Here is a 19,223-nt window from a genome sequence, read left to right on the forward strand (position 1 = left end):
TACGGCGGGGGCGTGAGCTGATAGACTGTTCGGCGTGTCTGCGCGCGACCTCCTTTCCTCCCTCAACGAACAACAACAAGCCGCGGTGCAGCACTTCCTGGGCCCGGCGCTGGTGATCGCCGGGGCCGGTTCGGGGAAGACCCGGACGGTGGTGCACCGGGTCGCCTACCTGCTGGCCGAGCGCGAGGTCTACCCGGCCGAGGTGCTGGCCGTGACCTTCACCAACAAGGCCGCGGGCGAGATGCGCGAACGGCTTTCGCGGATGGTGGGGCGCGCGGCCGGCGAGCTGTGGGTGAGCACCTTCCACTCCGCCGGCCTGCGCATCCTGCGCCGCTACGGCGAGCGCATCGGGTTGAAGCCCGGCTTCGTCGTCTACGACGACGACGATCAGCGGGTGTTGCTCAAGGAGGTGCTGGGTTCGCTGGGGCTCGAGGCGCGCCCCACCTACGTGCGCGCCATCCTCGACCGCATCAAGAACCGCATGTGGTCGACTGACGAGTTCCTGGCCCACGCCGACGACTGGGTGGGCGGCCTCACCAAGCAGCAGATGGCCGAGGTGTACGCGCGCTACCAGCAGCGCCTCGCCGAGAACAACGCCGTCGACTTCAACGACCTGCTGCTGCGCACCATCGAGCTCTTCGAACGCCATCCCGAGACGCTGGAGGCCGTGCGGCAGCGTGCCCGCTTCATTCACGTCGACGAGTACCAGGACACCAACCCCGCCCAGTACCGCCTCACCAAGCTGCTCGCCGGGGACGAGGCCAACCTGATGGTGGTGGGCGATCCCGACCAGTCGATCTACGGCTTCCGCAACGCCGACATTCAGAACATCCTCGGATTCGAACGCGACTACCGCGGGGCGGTGGTCTACCGCCTGGAGGCGAACTACCGCTCCACCGCGGCGATCCTGCGGGTGGCCAACGCCCTGATCGAGCGTAACCAGCAGCGCCTCGAAAAGACCCTGAGGCCGGTCAAGCCCGCCGGCGAGCCGGTGCGCCTCTACCGCGCCCCGGACCACCGCGAGGAGGCCGCCTTCGTGGCGCGCGAGGTGGCGCGGCTGGCCCGGGAGCGCGCGGTCGACGACTTTGCCGTGCTCTACCGCACCAACGCCCAGTCGCGGGTGCTCGAGGAGGCCTTCCGGCGCATCAACCTGCCGGCGCGGATCGTCGGCGGGGTAGGGTTCTACGAGCGTCGTGAGGTGAAGGACGTGCTCGCCTACGCCCGCCTGGCCGTCAACCCTGCCGACGACGTGGCGCTTCGGCGCGTCATCAACGTGCCGGCGCGGGGGGTGGGCGCCGCTTCGGTGGGCAAGCTCGCCGCCTGGGCGGAGCAGCAGGGGGTGAGCCTGCTCGAGGCCGCGCACAGGGCCGGGGAGCTGCTCGCCGCGCGCCAGGCGGCGGCGGTGGCCCGCTTCACCGGTCTGCTGGCGACGCTGCGCGAGGCGGCCGAGGGCACCGGGCCCGAGGCCTTCCTGCGCCTCGTGCTGGCCGAGACCGGCTACAGCGAGATGCTGCGGCGCGAGGGCGACAGCGAACCGCGGCTCGAGAACCTGGAAGAGCTTTTGCGCGCCGCCGCCGAGTGGGAAGAGGAACACGGCGGCAGCGTGGCCGAGTTCCTCGACGAGATCGCCCTGACGGCGCGGGCCGAGGAGCCGAACGCCGCGCCCGAGAAGTCGGTTACCCTGATGACCCTGCACAACGCCAAGGGGCTGGAGTTTCCGGTCGTCTTCGTCGTGGGGGTGGAGGAGGGGCTGCTGCCCCACCGCTCCAGCCTGGGCTCCGACGCCGAGATCGAGGAGGAGCGCCGCCTCCTCTACGTGGGCATCACCCGCGCCCAGGAGCGGCTCTACCTCACGCTCTCCGAGGAGCGTGAGACCTGGGGCCAGCGTGAGCGGGTGCGGCCGAGCCGTTTCCTCGAGGAGATTCCCGACGGTCTCCTGAAGCCCGTGGGCCCCTTCGGCGACGCCCACGAACCCGCCCCCGCGCCGGTGTCGAGCGCGCCGGTGAACCGCGCCGCGGCGGGGGCTGCGTCGGGCTTCCGCGGCGGCGAGAAGGTGCGCCACCCGCGCTACGGCGAGGGTACGGTGGTGGCCACCAGCGGCGAGGGGGCGCGCCAGGAGGTCACGGTGCACTTCGCCGAGGCGGGGCTGAAGCGGCTCCTGGTCAAGTACGCGGGGCTCGAGCGCATAGAATAGAGCTCGTGAAACGGTACGGGATTGGGCTGCTGCTGTTGTTGGCGTCCGCGTGGGCCGCGGGCGGGTTGGATCTGGCCGTGGGCCGGAACATGGCGCTGGGCGGTTATTCCGGCGCGCTGGGGTTCTACCTCGAAGGGCAGCCCCTGGCCGCGCGCGGCCGGCTGCTCTTTGGCGAGCGCGGAGGGCTGATGGGCGGGCTCGACCTGCTCTACCGCCCCTGGGGGCGGCGGCTGCTCGAGCCCTACGCGGGCGCGGGGGCCGCCACGATGATCGCCCGGCTCCCCTCGGAAGGGGGGTTCGTGATGGACGTGGGCTCGGAGTCCTACGCCGTCGTGACCCTGGGGCTGGCCTTCAACCTCGGTCAGGCGCGGCCCTACGCCGAGTTCAGCTACAACTACGGGGCGGCGCCCTACGCGCGCGCCGGATTGGGGATGGTGTGGCGTTGGTAGCCGGCGGACCCGCGCTCGCGGTCCACGGCGGCGCGGGGCGCGTCGAGGCTTCGGGCTGGGACGACCGCGTCGCCGGGGTGGTGCGCGCGCGTGACGCAGCGTGGGCGCGGCTCGAACAGGGCGGGAGTGCGCTGGACGCGGTGCTCGAGGCGGTGCGCCGGCTCGAGGACGACCCCCTCTTCAACGCCGGTACCGGCGCGGCCCTGAACCGCGACGGCTTCGCCGAGCTGGACGCCGCCGTCATGGACGGCGTGAACCTGGGTTTCGGCGCCGTCGCCGCCGTGCGCGACGTCAAGAACCCGGTGCTGCTGGCCGCCGAGGTGCTGCGCTCGGAGCACGTCTTGCTGGTCGGCGAGGGGGCCAGCCGCTTTGCGCGCGAGCGCGGCATTCCCGCGTGCGCCCCCGGAGAGCTCGTTACCGAGCGTCAGCGGCGCCGCTGGTCGCAGGCCCGCCGGCGGGCACTGGAGGAGCGCTCGGGCACCGTGGGCGCGGTGGCCCTGGACGCCGAGGGGCGGTTGGCGGCGGCCACCTCCACCGGGGGGATGGTCGACCAGCGGGTGGGGCGCGTCGGCGACACCCCCCTGCCGGGCGCGGGCACCTACGCCGAGGCCGGCCTGGGAGCGGTCAGCGCCACCGGACACGGCGAGTACTTCGCCCGGGCGCTGGCGGCGTACCGCACCGCCAGCGCCTTGCGCGAAGCGCCCCCCGACCGGGCGGTGCGCGCGGCCCTGGAGGCGGTCGCGCGTTTGGGCGGTGCCGGCGGCCTGATCCTGGTGGACGCGCAGGGCCGCCTGGCCTGGCACCATACGACCCCCGAGATGAGCGTGGCCTGGCGCACCCCGGCCGGCGAGGGCGCGCAGATCGCTCCGGGTGCGTGAGCGTGGGTATAATCAGCCTCGTGAGCCGTGTCGCTGCACCCGCCCGCGCCGCCCGCACCAGGGGGCGGCGGTGAACCTCGTCGCGCTCTTCACCGCGGCCCAAAGCCGCTGGCACGACGCGCTGGTGTCGGCGGTGAACGGGCACGACCTGCCCCTCCACGTTCAGAGCGCCCAGCCGGGCCCGGCCCTGGCCGAGGCCGTCGCGGGCCTGGCGCCGCTGGGCTTCGCCGGGGCCTTCGTGGAAGACCCCGCGGCCCAGGCGGGGGCCTTCGAGACGGTGGCACGGCGCGAAGCCGAGGCGGAGGAGGCGGGCCGCGTGGACGCGGTCAAGGTGCAGTTCGGGGCGACGACGGGCAGCTTCCTCTGGCCCGAGGCCGTTCGCTTCGCCACCGAGCGGGCCGGGTTTACGGGGGCGCGCGTCCTCTGGGTGGGGCCGCCGCTCCCCGGGCTGCGTTCGGCGCTGCGAACGGCGCGTACCGTGCACGTCTGGCAGGCCAGCCCCAGCGAGGGAGAGGCCGTGCTCGGCCGGCTCCCGCAGCCGCAGCGCGGCCGGGTCGCGCTCTCGCAGGCCCAGGTCGAGGCCCTGGCGCACGAGGTCGACCTGATCCTCTACGCCGGCGGGAGTTTACCGCTCGCCGTGCTGCAGCCGTACCACGGCCTTTTCGCACTCAAAGAGCCGCCGTTGCAGGACGCCTACCTGGCTGTGGATCAGGTGATCAGCCCCGACTACTTTCTGCAGGTTTACCTGAGCCGCCTGATGGTTTGGGTGGCCGAAGTGGACCTGCCCCCGGACGCGTTCGCCCTGCATGGAAGCCATGGTTCCTGACCTGAGCCGCGTTCCCGGCGTGCTGGGGCGCATCGCCCGCCGCCGTTTGCAGCTCGTCGAGGCCGCCGTCCCGCAGCCTTCGCCGCCGCTGGCCGGTAGGCCGCCCTCCTTCGCGGAGGCGCTGGCGGCCCCCGGCCTCTCGGTGATCGCCGAGGTCAAGCGCAAGAGCCCCTCCGAGGGCGCGATCGCGGATCTGGACGCCGCGGAGGTGGCGCGCGCCTACGCGCGTGCGGGAGCGCGGGCGGTGAGCGTGCTGACCGAGCCCGAATTCTTCGCCGGCAGCGACGCCGACCTGCAGGCCGTGCGCGCAGCCGTGGCCCTGCCGGTTTTACGCAAGGACTTCGTGGTGCATCCGCTCCAGCTCGCCGAGGCGCATGCGCTCGGGGCCTCGGCGGTGCTGCTCATCGTCGCGGTCCTGGGTCCGCTCACCGGGGCCTACCTGGACGCGGCGCGCCGCGCTGGGCTGGACGCCCTGGTCGAGGTGCACGACGAACGCGAGGCGGAGCTGGCCCTGGAGGCGGGGGCGGAGATCCTGGGGGTGAACAACCGCGACCTCACGACGCTGCGGGTGGACCTGACCACCGCCCCGCGGGTGGCCCGCCACCTTCGCACCCTGGGCTTCGCGGGGCTGCTGGTGGCCGAGTCCGGCTACCGTAGTCGCGAGGAGCTGGCGTCCCTTGAGGGTCGCTTCGACGCCGTGCTCATCGGCAGTTCGCTGGCGCGCGATCCCGACCCGGGAGCGGCGCTGCGGCGCCTCCTCGGCTCAACTTAACGCAGGGGCCGCCATGCAGGTCCTTTGAATATGACGCTTTTACGTCAGCGACTGCAATAAGCGTTGACAACGGGGGGCTGCGTCGGTATACTCGCCGCAAACAGCATCGTTGGTTCCGGGGAGGCGGTCTTGGCGCAGCTTTCAGTCGAAAACGTTACCTTAAGCTTCGGGGGTATCAACGCACTCAACGGCGTCGACGTCGTCGTGGAACCGGGGGAGCTGGTCTCGATCATCGGCCCCAACGGGGCGGGGAAGACCAGCCTGCTCAACTGCATCTCCGGTTTCTACCACCCGACCCACGGTCGCATCACCTTCGAGGGGCACGACCTCACCCACGCCAGCCCCCACACGATCACGGGCTACGGGGTGGCGCGCGCGTTCCAGAACATCGAGCTCTTCGGGGGCGTCTCGGTCCTCGAGAACCTGATGCTGGCGCGCCACACCTACCTCAAGTACTCGATCGGCGCCGCTTCCGTCTTCTACGGCTCCGCCCGCCAGGTCGAGGTCGAGAACCGCCGCGTCGTCGAGGACGTGATCGACTTCATGGAGCTCGAGCCCTACCGTAAGGCGCTGGTGGGCAACCTGCCCTACGGCGTGCGCAAGCGCGTCGAGGTAGCGCGGGCGCTTTCGCTGGAGCCCAAGCTGCTGCTGCTCGACGAGCCGATGGCGGGGATGACGCTCGAGGAAAAGGAGGACATGGTCCGCTTCATCCTCGACATCCTTGCGGAACGCGGCACCACCGTGATCCTCATCGAGCACGACCTGGGGGTGGTGATGGACATCTCCGACCGCGTCTACGTCCTCGACTTCGGGATGGTGATCGCCACCGGCAAGCCCGAGGACGTAGCCGAGAACCCGGCCGTGATCGAGGCCTACGTGGGGGGTGCGGGATGAAGATCATCCGTCCCAGCCCCGAACTGAAGCGGTACACGCTGCCCCAGCTGCTCAAGCTGCGCGCCGAGAACGAGGGCGAGCGGGTGGCGCTGCGCGAGAAGGACTTCGGCATCTGGAACGAGGTCACCTACGCCGAGTACTACGCCAACGTGCGCGACTTCGCCCACGGGCTGCTCGAGCTCGGCTACCGGCCCGGCGAGAAGTTCGCGGTCATCGCCGAGAACATCCCCGAGTGGGTCTACGCCGAGCTGGCGGTGCAGGGGCTGGGCGGCGTCTCCGTGGGCATCTACCCCTCCTCGGTCCCCGCCGAGGTGGCCTACGTGATGGAGTACGCCGACGTCACCATGGCGCTGGTGCAGGACCAGGAGCAGGCCGACAAGCTGCTGGAGGTCAAGGACGAGCTGCCCCGCCTGCGCCGCATCGTCTACGAGGACCCGCGGGGCATGCGCGGCTACGACCCCGACCTCTTCGTCAGCTTCGAGGAGGTCCTCGAGCTGGGGCGCAAGCACCGCCACGCGGATCCGCGCGCCTTCGAGGAGCGGCTCGAGGCCGGCCGCCCCGACGACATCGCCCACTTCTCGCTCACCTCGGGCACCACCGGCAAGCCCAAGGCGGCGATGCTCACCCACAAGAACCTGATCCACATGGGCGTCGCCCTCCAGGAGATCGACCCCATGGAGCCCGGCGACGACTACCTCTCCTTCCTGCCGCTGGCCTGGATCGGGGAGCAGATGATGACGATGGGCATGGGGCTCACCGGCGGCTTCGCGGTCAACTTCCCCGAGGAGGTGGCCACCGCGATGAGCGACCTGGTCGAGATCGGCCCCCACCTGATGTTCAGTCCGCCGCGCGTCTGGGAAGGCATCCAGAGCCGCATCTGGGTGGACATCAGCGAGTCCTACGCCTTCAACCGCTGGGTCTACCGCCAGCTCATGAAGGTGGGTTACAAGGCGGCCGACTACCGCATGCGCGGCCGGCCGATGCCGCTGGGTCTGCGCCTCGCCTACGCCTTCGCGCACGCGGTCCTCTTCCGGCCGCTCAAGGACCAGCTGGGCTTTCTGCGCCTGCGGCGCGCCTACACCGGCGGGGCGGCGCTCGGCCCCGACGTCTTCCGCTTCTTCCACGCCCTGGGCGTCAACCTCAAGCAGATCTACGGCCAGACCGAGATCACCGGCATCGCCTTCGTGCACCGCGACGGCGACGTCCGCTACGACACCGTGGGGGTGCCCATCCCCGGCACCGAGGTGAAGATCAGCGACGAAGGGGAGATCCTGGCCCGCTCCGACGCCGTCTGCGCCGGCTACTACAAACGCGACGACGCCACCGCCGAGCTGCTCGAGGGCGGCTGGCTGCACTCGGGCGACGCCGGCTACCTGACCGACGACGGCCACCTCGTCGTCATCGACCGCCTCTCCGACGTCATGCACACGGCCTCGGGCGAGATGTTCAGCCCCCAGTTCCTGGAGAACAAGCTCAAGTTCAGCCCCTACATCAAGGAGGCCGTCGTCTACGGCGACCAGAGGCCCTACCTGGCCGCCTTCATCAACATCGATCCCCAGACCGTGGGCAAGTGGGCCGAAGACCGCGGCCTCGCCTACACCACCTACATGGACCTTTCGAGCAAGCCCGAGGTGGCCGAGCTGATCCGGCGCGAGGTCGAACAGGTGAACGCCGACCTGCCCGAAGGGCTGCGCATCCGCCGCTTCGTGCTGCTCTTCAAGCTGCTCGACGCCGACGACGACGAGCTGACGCGCACCGGCAAGGTGCGGCGCAAGTTCGTCGCCGAGCGCTACCACGACCTGGTGGAGGCGCTCTACGGCGACCGTGACGAGGTGCTCGTGAAGACCGAGTTCAAGTACCAGGACGGCTCGGTGCAGCGCGTGGAAGCGAACGTGCGCGTGATCGACCTGACGTCCTCCGTCGCCCGCGAGGAGGTGGGCGCATGAGCTACTTCTTCCAGCTGCTGGTCTCCGGCATCGTCGTGGGTTCGGTCTACGCGCTCGCGGCGCTGGGCTTCGTCCTCATCTACAAGGCCAGCCGCGTCATCAACTTCGCCCACGGCCACTTCATCGCCATCGGCGCCTTCACCGCCTACGCGCTCGCGGCCAGCCTGGGCCTCTCCGTCTGGATCGCCGCGGCCATCGCCCTCGTCTTCACCGCGATCGTGGGCTACTTCACCGAACGGGTCTTCCTCAAGCCGCTCGTGGGGCAGCCGATCATCAGCGTCATCATGGTGACGATCGGGCTGGCCTCGGTCTTTGGCGGGCTCATCCACCTGACGCCCTACGGCTCGGGCAACTTCTCGCTCCCCGGCTTCCTTCCCGAGGGGGGCGTGAGCTTCGCCGGCATCAGCGTCAGCTATCCGCAGCTGCTGGCCGTCGTCTTTACCGGCGTCTTCCTGGCGGCGTTCGGCTGGTTCTTCCAGCGCTCCACCATCGGCATCGCCATGCGGGCGGTGGCCGACGACCAGATGGCCTCGATGAGCCTGGGCGTATCGGTGGAGAAGGTCTTCGCCCTCGCCTGGGCGGCGGCGGGGATCACCGCGGCCGCGGCGGGCCTGATCGTGGGGGCGATCTCGGGGCTCAACCTCGAGGGCCTGGTGGGCATCGGCCTCAAGGTCTTCCCGGTCGTCATCCTCGGCGGCCTCGACTCGATCCCCGGGGCCGTCGTGGGCGGCATCATCATCGGCATCCTCGAGAACCTGGCCGCCGGTTACCTCGACGCCTACATTCCCGGCGGCGGCACCGGCGACGTCTTCCCCTTCCTGGTGCTGCTCCTCGTGCTCTGGTTCAAGCCGCACGGCCTCTTCGGCACCGAGGAGATCGAACGTGTATAGGAGGCGCCATGCGTAACCCCTGGACGCGCACGGGCAACTACAAGACCAGCTACGCGCAGGACACCACCATCTTCGCCACCTACAGCGAACAGGCGAGCCTGGTCGTCTTCCTGATCGGCATGCTCGTGCTGCCCCGGTTCCTGAGCCGCGGCGACATGCAGATCCTCGACCTCATCCTCATCTACGCGCTCGCGGTCCTGGGGCTCAACATCATCACCGGTTACGCGGGCCTGATCAACATCGGCCACGCCGCCTTCCTGGGGGTGGGCGCCTACACCGCGGCGCTGGTGGCGCCCTACCTGCCCTTCTGGCTGGTGCTGCCCGTCGCGGGCCTGGTGGCCGCGGTGGCCGGCGCGGTGGTGGGCATTCCGGCGCTGCGCATCAAGCACCTCTACCTCGCCATCGCCACCCTCGCCTTCCAGCTGATCTTCGAGTGGGCGGTGGGGCACTCGCCGGCCCTCGAGCAGGGCGGCGCGATGGCCATGCCGCGGGTCGTCTTCCTGGGTTACAAGGTGGGGTTCAAGAACCACCACTACTTCTGGTACTACGTGACCTTCGTTGTACTCGTCATCATGGCCTTCGGTTTCCGCAACCTGCTGCGCACCCGCTTCGGGCGTTCGCTGGTGGCCGTACGCGACAACGACCGCGCCGCCGACGCCATGGGGATGGACCCGGGGCGTACCAAGGTCTTCGCCTTCGCCCTCGGGGCTTTCTACGCCGGGGTGGCCGGAGCGCTCTACGCCTACTGGTCGCGCGCGGTGGTGATCGAGGACTACTCGCTGATGATCTCGATCAAGTTCCTGGCCATGGCCATCGTCGGGGGGCTCGGCACCCTCGTGGGCAGCTTCTTCGGCCCGGCCTTCCTGGAGCTCCTCGACATCAACATGGAGACCTTTTCCTACTGGATCAAAGAGATCTACAACCCGCCGGGCGTCGACGTCGGCTCGGCGATCCGCCCCCTGGCCTTCGGCCTCGCCATCGTGCTCTTCCTCATCTTCGAGCCACGGGGGCTCGCGAACTGGTGGCGGCTGCTGCGTAGCTACTTCCGCAACTGGCCGTTCAAGTACTAGGCGATCCGGCGCCGTGCGCGCCGTCGCAATAAGGGAGGTAGGCGTATGAAGAACAAATGGACGTTGTGGGCCTTGGCCGCGGTACTCGCTATGGGATTTGCGGCCGCAGAAAAAGTGCACATCATGTGGTCCGGTGCCATCACCGGGCCCACCTCCGATGCGGGCAAGTACTACGCTCAGGGCATCGAGGACTACTGCAGCTGGGCGAACGACACGGGCTACGTGGCGGGTGTCGAGTTCGTCTGCGAGACGCGTGACGACCAGTACAACAACGCCAACACCCTGCGCAACTTCGAGGAGGCCGTGGACCGGGGCGACCCCGTCTTCCTGGGCTACTCAACCGGCGGTACGCTGCAGCTGAAGCCGCTCGTGCAGGAGGTGGGCGTGCCCTTCATCCCCGCTTCCTACCACATCGGCAACATCGACCCGCCCGACAACGACTACATCTTCCTGCCCATCGCCTCGTACTCCGAGCAGGTGATCGCGGTCCTCGAGTACATCGCCAAGGTGTCGCCGGGCGCGAAGGTGGCCATGGCCATCCACCCCTCGCCCTTCGGCCGCGCGCCGGTCGAGGACGCCAAGAAGGCGGCGCAGGACCTGGGCATCGAGATCGTCGAGGTGCAGGAGATGGCCAAGGGCCTCGACTACACCGCCACCCTGAAGCGCTTCGAGAACAAGGGCGTGGACTACATCGTCTACCAGAACGTCGCCGGCCCGGTGGCCAACATGATCAAGGACGCCAAGCGCCTGGGCCTCAAGATCAAGCACGCCGGCGCGCACTACGCGGGCGGTCCCGACCTGCTCCGGCTCGCCGGTGACGCCGCTGAGGGCTTCCTCTGGGTTACCGCCTACTACATGCCGCACGAGGACAACGCCGCCGCTAAGTTCGTGAAGGAGCTGGGCGCCAAGTACGGCCGTCCCGCCGATACGATCGAGAGCGTGCACTACCCCTCGGGCATGCTGGCCGCGGGCATCGCCATCGAGGCGATCAAGGAGGCCAAGGACGCGGGCAAGAAGATCAGCGCCCAAAGCGTCTACCAGGCCCTGCTGCAGATGAACTGGCCCAACAAGCTGGCCGTGGGCCCGGTGACCTACAGCAAGGACGACCACGTGGGCGTGGACCAGCTCCGGGTGCTCGAGGCCAAGAACGGCACCTTCGAGCCGGTGACCGAGCCCTTCAGCTCCGCGCTCTTCCGCAAGGTGCACTACGGCAAGTAAGCCCAGCCGGGGAGCGGGCGGCCGCGGCCGCCCGCTCCACCACCCCCAGGAGGTCCCCGTGGGCACGAACGCAAAGACCGAGCGCAAATGGCTCCTGCGCGTCAACAACATCGAAGTCGTCTACCAGGACATTATCCAGGTGCTGCGCGGGGTTTCGATCAACATACCCGAAGGGCGCATCACCGCGCTGTTAGGTCCCAACGGCGCGGGGAAAACCACGACGCTGCGCGCCATCTCGGGCCTGCTCGTGCCCGAAGACGGCGCGGTGCGCGACGGCACGATCGTCTACCAGGGGCGTGAGATCCAGAACCTGCCACCCGAGCAGATCGTCAAGCTGGGCATCGTCCAGGTGCCCGAGGGGCGGCACGTCTTCAAGCACCTGACCGTCGAGGAGAACCTGCGCGTGGGATCGGTCACCCGCCGCGACGGCAAGGTGCGCGAGGACCTGGAGCGCATCTACCATTACTTCCCGCGGCTGGCCGACCTGAAGCACCGCCTCGCCGGCTACACCAGCGGCGGCGAGCAGCAGATGCTGGCCATCGGGCGGGCGCTGCTGGCCGCGCCCAAGCTGCTCTTGCTCGACGAACCCAGCCTGGGGCTGGCGCCCTTGCTGGTGCGCGAGATCTTCGACATCGTCGCCCGCATTAACGCCGAGGAGGGCGTGACCGTGCTCGTCGTCGAGCAGAACGCGGCCATCGCCCTGGCCGTCAGCGACTACGCCTACATCATGGAGCAGGGCAAGATCGTGCTCGAGGGCGAGGCCGAGGCGCTTAAGGAGAACCCCGACGTCAAGGAGTTCTACCTGGGCACGGCCAAGGCGGGCGGCCGTAAGTCGTTCCGCGACGTCAAGTCGTACAAACGCAGAAAACGCTTCATGTAGGCGAAAATCTTTCCTTGACCCCCCTATGGGCCCATGCTACCCTTAGCTAGGAAGCTGCCCCGGCTTCCGCCTAACGGGGCGTAGCGCAGTCCGGAAGCGCGCCTGCTTTGGGGGCAGGATGTCGCAGGTTCAAATCCTGCCGCCCCGACCAGCCTGCGGGAGTAGCTCAGTTGGTAGAGCATCGGCCTTCCAAGCCGAGGGTCGCGGGTTCGAGTCCCGTCTCCCGCTCCACAAGGGGGTGGCCCCGTGCCGCCCCCGCATCGCATGCGCCCGTAGCTCAGGGGACAGAGCAGCCGCCTTCTAAGCGGTAGGTCGGGGGTTCGAATCCTCCCGGGCGCGCCATTTTCTTTGCTCACAGTTTGTGACGCGGTTGTGACGCCCGGCGGAAAGAATAAAAGCAGCGGGAGGTGCGGCATGAGCAGGAACCCCACGATTGTCGCGATGGTGTTGGGCTTTTGGGTCATGTCGGCCGGGCTCGTAGGATGCCAGACCAAGGACGTTACGCCGCCGCGTGTCGTCTCGCTGGATCCGGCGGAGGGCGCAACCGGCGCGCGGCTCGACCGGCCCTTCGTAGCGGAGTTTTCCGAGCCGCTCGACCCCGCAAGCGTGAACGCGCAGGCCGTGGAGCTAACCGTGGACGGGGCCCCCCTTGCTTACGTCGTGGAGCTCAGCGACGACGGGCGCAGGTTGCGGCTGTGGATTAGCGAGCAGCCCCCGCGGCTGCCGGCTACGGTGACCGTCGAGCTGAAGGAGGCGATCCGCGACCCCGCGGGTAACCGGCTGCAGCCACGGCGCTGGTCGTTCGAACTCGCCGACTGGGTGCCGCTGGGCGGGGTGCTGAACCGCGACCCCGCGCACGACGTAAGCAGCCTGGACCTGACCTGGTGGAACGGCCCGCTGGTGGTCTGGGGCGAGGTCGACCCCGATACGGGGGATGCAAGCCTCTACGCCGCGCGCTGGAACGATGATGCGGGCCGCTGGGAACCGCTGGGCGAGCGGCTAAATATCTCGCCGCAAACCAGCTGCGACTACCCCAGCGTCGCGGTGTTTGAGGGTGACCCCTGGGTGGGCTTCCAGTGCTTCGTACGGGGAAAGGCGCAGATACGCGCGGCGCGCTGGGACGGAGGCGACTGGCAGCGCTCAGACGCGCTCAACCACGATCCGGATCGGCCGGCCTTCACGCCGCTGCTGGCTGCCGGGAGCGATCTCTACGGCGCCTGGCGGGAGTGGGACACCCAGTCCAGCAGCTACACGCTGGTCTGGAGCGCATACCACGGCGCGTGGTCCCCGGGCCGTCCCGACGTCGTTTCCGGTACGCCTTTGTCGCAGTGGGACTTCACGGCCCACGGCGCTACCCTTTGGGCGGCGTATACCGACGAGTCCGGCGGCCCGGCCGGCGCGGTCGTCGACGAGGGGAACGGCCAGGGCTGGACCCGCCTTGGCGGCGGACCGCTGGACGGGGACGGCCAGCAGGGCACGTTAAGCGGCCAAGTTCGGTTGACCGTCGCGCCATCCGGTGAGCTGCACGCGCTCTGGAAGGAGGGGGGCGCCGTGTATGCGGCCCGCTGGAGCGGGGGGTCATGGGTTTCCATCGGGGATCGGGTAAGCACGACGACCCGAAACTACCCGCACGACGCCGTCTTTGCCGGGGGAACGCTGTGGGTCCTCCTCGCCGACGGGGCTCTGGAAGAGGTCTACCTCCGCTACTGGGACGAAGACGCGACGGCCTGGAAGAACCTGGCCGGCGCGATCTACAAGGAGAACCGTTACGAGGCGCGGGTGACCTTTTCCCCTGGGGGATGGCCCATGGTGGCTTGGACGGCGATGGATCCGGAAGGCGTGGTGCGGCTATACGTGGTCGGCTACAACCACGTTCTGCCCTAGTAATAGACGCATACCCCAAAGGAAGGTTGCAGCCGCCACCCCGCGCCGGGCAGCCGGAGCGCGCCCAACGCGAGCGTGACGTCGCCGTCGTCGCTCGAGTGGAGGAGGCCCGCGAAGGCCGCGAGCCGCACGCCGCCCAGAGCCCAGTCGCTGTGGAGGCTTGCGTCCACGGTCCAGCTCTCGCTGGCCTGCCAGGTGTAGGCCGTGGCCAGCTGCCCGCCTTCCCGGTAGCCCGCTTCGATGGTGAAGAGGCCGCTCCCCAGGTAGCGGGTCGCCCCCACCCCGCCGCGCCAGGGGTTGGCCGTGCGCCAGCCCCGCCAGCCCTCTCCATAGACCACCCAGGGGCCCAGCCGTACCGTAGCGCCCGCACCCAGTGCCGCCGGAGAGGGTGCGGGGCCGTAGAGCGCGGTCAGCTGGTAGTCCACGCCGGCCAGCCGGCCGTCTGCGCGGAAGAGGCCGAGGGGGCGGTCCCGCAGGCGGCGGAGGGCCAGCCGCAGCCGCGTGAAGGGGTCGGGGTAGACCTCCAGCCAGCCACCCCAGAGGCCGGGAGCGAAGTCGGGCCGCGGTGGCGCGAGCGGAAAGAGGGAGAGTAGCCGCAGGACGGCCGTGGGCTCGGGGCTGGCGCCCGCCCCCAGGGCGTAGGCCGGCGCTCCGTAGCTGAGCTCGAGCTTCGAGATCCCGGCATCGAAGTCCTGGGTCGCCAGGTTCCAGCGCGGGTAGAGCGCCGCCTCAGCGAGCCAGTCGCCCCAGGCTTCCGAGACCAAGAGCGAGCCGGCGTAGACGGGCTCGAGGGCGAAGACGCCGCCGGCGTAGCGCCCTTCGAGGCGCACCTCGAGGGAGCCGCTCGTCTCCAGCGCCAGCGCGAGACCCAGCAGCCAGGGGAGCAGCGCCGATGCGCGCACTAGCTGCGGTCCTCCTCGTGGGCGATGCGGCCGTCCTCCAAGTGGACGACCCGCCGTACGTGCTCGAGCAACCGCGGATCGTGGGTCGAGAAGACGAAGGTCACGCCCTTTTCCCGGTTGAGCCGCTTCATGTACTCGATCAGTGCCAGGCCCGTCTGGGAGTCCAGGTTGGCCGTGGGCTCGTCGGCGAAGATGACGGCGGGCTCCGCGGCGAGCGCCCGCGCCACCGCGACCCGCTGCTGCTGGCCCCCGGAGAGCTGGTTGGGCTTGCGGTCTGCGAAGCTTTCCATCTCCAGCTCCGTCAGCGCCGCCCGCGCCCGCTCGGCGCGCTCACGGGCGGGCAGGCCTCGCAGCTCGAGCACGAAGGCGGCGTTCTCCAGCGCCGTCAGCACCGGGATGAGGTTGTAGGCCTGAAAGACGAACCCCACCTTCCACAGGCGCAGCCGGGCGCGCGCCACCGCGCTCTTCTCGTCCAGGCGCTCGCCGTCCAGCCAGACCTCGCCCTCGGTCGGTAGGTCGAGGCCGCCCAGCAGGTGCAGCAGGGTGCTCTTGCCCGAACCCGAAGGACCGGCGATCGCCGTGAACTCCCCGGCGCGGGCGGTGAAGTCGACGCCGCGCAGCGCCGGGGTCTCCACGCCGTCGGCCTTGTAGACTTTGTGCAGGTTCCTGGCTTCTACCAGTGCTTCCATCTTGGCTCCTCCCTACGCGACGTGGCGCATGGCCTCCACCGGCTCGAGCCGCCCCGCCAGCCAGGCCGGCCAGAGGGCGCTCGCGATCGCGGTGAGCACGGCGAAGGCGAAGACCTGCACCACCTGGCCGGGAGTGATGCTGGCGTACATGACGACCGGCAGCCCGAACTCGGCGTACTGCTGCGCGAGGTTCCCGGGGAGGCTGAACCCCTGGGCGAGCCGCCAGACCGCGAGCCCTCCCAGGACGCCGCCAAAGACGGCGCCGCTCGTCACCAGCAGCAGACTCTCGAGGACGACGAGGCGCATGATGCGCCAGCGGTCCGCGCCCAGCGCGATGATGACGCCGAACTCGCGGATGCGCTCGACCAGGCCCAGGTAGACGGTGTTGACCACCAGCAGCCCGGCGAGCACGAAGAAGAGGACCGCGTAGATCAGCATCATCGGCTTGATCATGTCGAGGATGGCCGCCAGCGCCGGTTGCGCCTCCCGCCAGGTCAGCACCTCGTAGCCGGGCGGGACGAGGGGTTGCAGCCGGCGCCGCGCCGCCTCCAGGACTCCGGACTGCTCCAGGCTCTTGAGCCCGGGCAGGAAGACGACGATGCGGCTGGCGGCGTCGGGGGCGGCGAGCTCCTGGGCGGCCCGCAGCGTGAGCACCGCGGTGCGGGCCTCCATCGTGCTTTCGGGCAGGTCGAGGACGGCGGAGACGGTGAAGGCCGCCGCCCCGAGGCCGTCGGTGCCCGGGGCGAAGGCGTAGACCGGGTCCCCCACGTCGACCTGGAGCGCCCGGGCGAGCGCCAGCCCCAGCGCCGCGGTCCACTCGGCGCCGTCCGTCGGGGGCGCGCCCCGCACCCGGTACTTGTCCACGAGCTCCTTCATCAGGTGCCCGTCCGGCTCCAGTCCCATGAGCACCACTCCGCGCGAACGGCTGGCGCCGGCGAGCAGGGCGGGAACCTCCAGCACCGCCTCCACGTCGGCCTCGGGCAGCGCCTGCACGATGGCGGACTTGAGCTCGGGCACCCCCCGCACCAGGCCGAGGTCGAACTCGCGCACCTCGTCGGCGTTCTTCACCCGCAGCACCAGGTGCCCGGTGGTGCGGGTAAGGTTCTGGAACATTCCGTTCAGCGTCGCCCCGCTGAAGCCGTACATGACGAGCATCATGGCCACCACCGCGGCCACCGCACCTGCGGTGACCAGGCTGCGTCCGCGGCCCCGCCAGACGTTCTTCCAGGCCAGGGTCCACATCAGCGTTCGCACCCCCGCTCGAGCGCCGTGGGCGTGAAGCAGCGGTCGGGAACCTCGCCGACCCGCCAGTCCGAGACCTCGAAGACGGTGCGGTAGCCTTCTCGCACCCGGTCAACCACGAGGGTGTCGGTCACCAGGTAGCGGCCTTCGGCAATGCGGGCCACCTTCCGCATCTCGATCTCCTTCACCGGCTGGCCCCGCTGGTCGTAGTAGACGATGCGGCGCGGGAGCTTGGTGGCGGCCTCGATCTGGAGGACGACCCGGCCCCAGGGGGTGGGGGCGCGGGGCTTGGGGGTGAGCGCCAGCGTCAGCTGCCCTGCCGGCGCCGCGGGCTCGAGGCGGACCTCGTAATAGTCCTCGAGGTCGCGGCCCGAGAGGTCGGCGTAGCTGACGTCCGAGCCCAGGAAGCGGTCGTTGCGGCCGCTGGGGGGCAGGCGCAGCACCCGCCCCAGCCGCGGGTTGTAGATCCAGATGTCCTCGCCGAGCATCAGGAAGGCCTGGCCGGCCTCCCGCTTGGGCTCGATCACCTGGATCAGGGCCCGGCGGTCGCCGTCGGTGTATACGCGCAGCACGTAGCGCTTGCTGCGGCCGGGCCGCTCCACGGTCAGCGTGTAGGTGGCCACCATCGCGGGCCCGCGGAGCTGGTTCACCGCCTCGTGCAGCAGGGCTTTGGGGTCGGGGGATTGGGCCAGGGCCGCCGCCGTGAGCAGCCCGGCCGCCGTGAGCAGGATCGTCTTGCGGTTCAGTCCCATCGCAGTGCCTCCGAAGGGTGCAGCCTGCGCGCGCGCAGGGCGGGGAAGAGGAGGGCGCTCAAAGCCGAAACCACCACGGTGATGAGGGAGTAGAGCGCGTAGACGGGCGAGAGGTGGGTGTAGAACTCCTCGGTCAGGCCCGCCTCGCTCCAGACCTCGCCGGAGAGCTGGAAGAAGGGCCCGAGGACGTTGTGGGTGCCGGTGTAGTAGATGAGGGCGTAGCCGAGCACCAGCCCCAGCAGCCAGCCGACCGCGGTCGCGAAGGCGGCCTCCAGCACGATCATCCAGCCGAGCTTGGGGTTGTCCATGCCCAGCGCCAGCACCACGCCGAACTCGCGGGTGCGCTCGAGCACGCTCACGATCAGCGTGCTCGTCACCGCCAGGGCGGCGAAGAGCGCGAGCAGCAGCCCGATGGGCAGCGACAGCCTCTTGCCAGCTTCGACGTCGGTCTTGATCGGGCCGACCAGGTCCCACACGGGGTGGGCCGTCAGGCCCCGGGGCAGCTGCGCGGCCACCCGCCGGGCCACGCCCTCCTCCCGGCCGAGGGGGGCGTCCACGGCCAGGTGGGTGGCGCCGGAGAGGCCGGTCAGCGCCCGGGCGTCGTCGAGGTGCAGGTAGACGCCGGAGCGGTCCACGCTCGAGACCCGGGCGTGGACCAACCCCACGACCTCGAGCCCCAGCGACTGCGGCCCGGCCAGGGCCGCGGTGCTGACCACCAGGCGTTCGCCCAGCCGCACGTCCAGCCGTTCGGCCAGCTTGTACCCCAGCACCACCTCCCCGGGGGCCTCGAGCCAGCGGCCCTCGGTCACCTTGCCGGGCACGCGGGAGACCGCCGGCTCCACCGCCGGATCCACCCCCAGCAGGAACGCCCCCTCAGAGAGGTAGGGCGAGGTCAGCAGTCCGGCGAACTGCAGCCGCGGCGCGTAGCGCGGGGAACCGGCGCGCTCGAGCGCCGCCCGCAGCGGCGCCAGGTCGCGCAGCCCGTTCTCGGGATCGGGGTCGTCGAACCAGGCCGTCCGGGCGATGGTGACCGGGGCCATGACGTAGCGGGCGTGGGCCTCGAGCACCGAGAGCTTGTAGCCGTCGATCATGCTCCAGTAGAAGATGGTCGCCACCGAGGCGTAGGCGACCACCGCGGCCAGCAGGTAGGTGCGCTGGCGGTGGCGCCAGATGTTGCGCCAGGCGAGGCGGACGATCACGCCGAAGCGGGCCCCTTTCACGACGCCTCCTTGCGCGCCTTCCAGCGCCGGGCGAAGGTGGCCAGGAGCTCCAGGTAGAGCGCGAAGGCCGCTTCCATCTCGGCGAGGCGCGCGTCGCGCCGGGGGTGCGAGGCGAGGGCGGCGCGGGCCTCGCGGGCGAAGCGGGCGAAGCCGCGGCTCACCCGCTCCTCCACGGCCAGCATGGCGCTCCAGGGGTCCTCGGCCAGCGCGTAGAAGGCCTGGCGGGTGCCGGGTCGCGCCACCCGCCTGAGGGCGCCCATCTGCTCGAGCAGCCGGGTGGCGTGGCTGACCGAGGCCTTGCTCACGCCCAGCTGCCGCGCCAGCTCCTCGAGCGCGATCTCGTCCTCCTCGGCGAGCAGCATCCAGCCCAGCACCCGGCCCGCCATGCGCGGCGTCCCGAAGGCTTCGAACGCCAGCCCCATCTGTTCGGCGAGTTGCCGGCGGGCGGAATCGTCGGGGTTCATACCCCTAGCCTACAAGTGTTTACTGCGTTTAGTCAAACGTAAACGACACCTTC

The 19,223-nt window shown here is 70.1% G+C and carries 18 protein-coding genes and 3 tRNA genes; 15 read left to right on the top strand and 6 right to left on the bottom strand.

Annotation, left to right across the window (positions count from 1 at the left end; genetic code table 11):
- Positions 1 to 34 precede the first annotated feature (34 nt).
- The 15 genes from HNQ05_RS02105 (at position 35) to HNQ05_RS02175 (ending at position 13,901) form a co-directional block, all read left to right on the top strand.
- On the top strand, positions 35 to 2,194 hold the full coding sequence (locus tag HNQ05_RS02105; protein ID WP_147148203.1) for an ATP-dependent helicase: 2,160 nt from the start codon (positions 35 to 37) through the stop codon (positions 2,192 to 2,194).
- Between the two features lie 5 nt (positions 2,195 to 2,199).
- Positions 2,200 to 2,643 carry a hypothetical protein gene (locus tag HNQ05_RS02110; RefSeq protein ID WP_147148205.1) on the top strand — a complete coding sequence of 148 codons (444 nt, stop codon included), beginning with the start codon at positions 2,200 to 2,202 and terminating at the stop codon, positions 2,641 to 2,643.
- Positions 2,631 to 3,521 (top strand): isoaspartyl peptidase/L-asparaginase family protein, encoded by an 891-nt coding sequence (locus tag HNQ05_RS02115; protein WP_147148207.1) that lies wholly within the window; start codon positions 2,631 to 2,633, stop codon positions 3,519 to 3,521. Before HNQ05_RS02110 ends, HNQ05_RS02115 begins: the two co-directional genes overlap by 13 nt.
- A gap of 70 nt (positions 3,522 to 3,591) precedes the next feature.
- Positions 3,592 to 4,347 (top strand): hypothetical protein, encoded by a 756-nt coding sequence (locus tag HNQ05_RS02120; RefSeq protein ID WP_147148209.1) that lies wholly within the window; start codon positions 3,592 to 3,594, stop codon positions 4,345 to 4,347.
- The gene (gene trpC, locus HNQ05_RS02125) at positions 4,337 to 5,119 is read left to right on the top strand and encodes an indole-3-glycerol phosphate synthase TrpC (protein ID WP_147148211.1); all 783 of its coding nucleotides are present in this window, start codon (positions 4,337 to 4,339) and stop codon (positions 5,117 to 5,119) included. The genes HNQ05_RS02120 and trpC overlap by 11 nt, the downstream gene beginning before the upstream one ends.
- A gap of 129 nt (positions 5,120 to 5,248) precedes the next feature.
- Positions 5,249 to 6,013 (top strand): ABC transporter ATP-binding protein, encoded by a 765-nt coding sequence (locus HNQ05_RS02130; protein ID WP_147148213.1) that lies wholly within the window; start codon positions 5,249 to 5,251, stop codon positions 6,011 to 6,013.
- Positions 6,010 to 7,959 carry a long-chain fatty acid--CoA ligase gene (locus tag HNQ05_RS02135; protein ID WP_147148215.1) on the top strand — a complete coding sequence of 650 codons (1,950 nt, stop codon included), beginning with the start codon at positions 6,010 to 6,012 and terminating at the stop codon, positions 7,957 to 7,959. The genes HNQ05_RS02130 and HNQ05_RS02135 overlap by 4 nt, the downstream gene beginning before the upstream one ends.
- Positions 7,956 to 8,849, top strand: coding sequence for a branched-chain amino acid ABC transporter permease (locus HNQ05_RS02140; RefSeq protein ID WP_147148217.1), 894 nt, complete (start codon positions 7,956 to 7,958; stop codon positions 8,847 to 8,849). The genes HNQ05_RS02135 and HNQ05_RS02140 overlap by 4 nt, the downstream gene beginning before the upstream one ends.
- A gap of 8 nt (positions 8,850 to 8,857) precedes the next feature.
- Entirely contained in the window at positions 8,858 to 9,919 is a 1,062-nt protein-coding gene (locus tag HNQ05_RS02145) for a branched-chain amino acid ABC transporter permease (protein WP_147148219.1), read from the top strand.
- Positions 9,920 to 9,964: 45 nt separating this feature from the next.
- A complete protein-coding gene (locus HNQ05_RS02150) occupies positions 9,965 to 11,137 on the top strand; it encodes an ABC transporter substrate-binding protein (RefSeq protein ID WP_147148221.1) in 1,173 nt (390 codons plus the stop codon).
- Between the two features lie 58 nt (positions 11,138 to 11,195).
- Positions 11,196 to 12,017: an ABC transporter ATP-binding protein gene (locus tag HNQ05_RS02155; protein WP_147148222.1), complete on the top strand. Its 822-nt coding sequence runs from the start codon at positions 11,196 to 11,198 to the stop codon at positions 12,015 to 12,017.
- A 74-nt stretch (positions 12,018 to 12,091) separates the two neighbouring features.
- Positions 12,092 to 12,168 (top strand) — tRNA-Pro (locus HNQ05_RS02160).
- A gap of 4 nt (positions 12,169 to 12,172) precedes the next feature.
- Positions 12,173 to 12,248 (top strand) — tRNA-Gly (locus HNQ05_RS02165).
- A gap of 35 nt (positions 12,249 to 12,283) precedes the next feature.
- Positions 12,284 to 12,359, top strand: a tRNA-Arg gene (locus HNQ05_RS02170).
- 72 nt (positions 12,360 to 12,431) lie between these two features.
- Entirely contained in the window at positions 12,432 to 13,901 is a 1,470-nt protein-coding gene (locus tag HNQ05_RS02175; RefSeq protein ID WP_147148224.1) for an Ig-like domain-containing domain, read from the top strand.
- On the opposite strand, the gene HNQ05_RS02180 is transcribed toward HNQ05_RS02175, so the two are convergent.
- The 6 genes from HNQ05_RS02180 to HNQ05_RS02205 are packed head-to-tail and all read right to left on the bottom strand — an operon-like array spanning position 13,898 to position 19,170.
- The gene (locus tag HNQ05_RS02180; protein WP_147148226.1) at positions 13,898 to 14,803 is read right to left on the bottom strand and encodes a hypothetical protein; all 906 of its coding nucleotides are present in this window, start codon (positions 14,801 to 14,803) and stop codon (positions 13,898 to 13,900) included. The genes HNQ05_RS02175 and HNQ05_RS02180 overlap by 4 nt on opposite strands.
- Entirely contained in the window at positions 14,803 to 15,492 is a 690-nt protein-coding gene (locus tag HNQ05_RS02185; protein ID WP_147148227.1) for an ABC transporter ATP-binding protein, read from the bottom strand. The genes HNQ05_RS02180 and HNQ05_RS02185 overlap by 1 nt, the downstream gene beginning before the upstream one ends.
- A 12-nt stretch (positions 15,493 to 15,504) precedes the next feature.
- Complete coding sequence (locus tag HNQ05_RS02190; RefSeq protein WP_246104127.1) at positions 15,505 to 16,746, bottom strand: ABC transporter permease; 1,242 nt, start codon at positions 16,744 to 16,746, stop codon at positions 15,505 to 15,507.
- Complete coding sequence (locus HNQ05_RS02195; RefSeq protein WP_147148229.1) at positions 16,734 to 17,486, bottom strand: outer membrane lipoprotein-sorting protein; 753 nt, start codon at positions 17,484 to 17,486, stop codon at positions 16,734 to 16,736. The genes HNQ05_RS02190 and HNQ05_RS02195 overlap by 13 nt, the downstream gene beginning before the upstream one ends.
- Entirely contained in the window at positions 17,477 to 18,706 is a 1,230-nt protein-coding gene (locus tag HNQ05_RS02200) for an ABC transporter permease (RefSeq protein ID WP_147148231.1), read from the bottom strand. The genes HNQ05_RS02195 and HNQ05_RS02200 overlap by 10 nt, the downstream gene beginning before the upstream one ends.
- Positions 18,703 to 19,170 (bottom strand): GbsR/MarR family transcriptional regulator, encoded by a 468-nt coding sequence (locus tag HNQ05_RS02205; RefSeq protein ID WP_147148233.1) that lies wholly within the window; start codon positions 19,168 to 19,170, stop codon positions 18,703 to 18,705. Before HNQ05_RS02205 ends, HNQ05_RS02200 begins: the two co-directional genes overlap by 4 nt.
- Positions 19,171 to 19,223 lie beyond the last annotated feature (53 nt).

Source organism: Oceanithermus desulfurans (genome assembly GCF_014201675.1).
Taxonomy (GTDB): Bacteria; Deinococcota; Deinococci; order Deinococcales; family Marinithermaceae; genus Oceanithermus; species Oceanithermus desulfurans.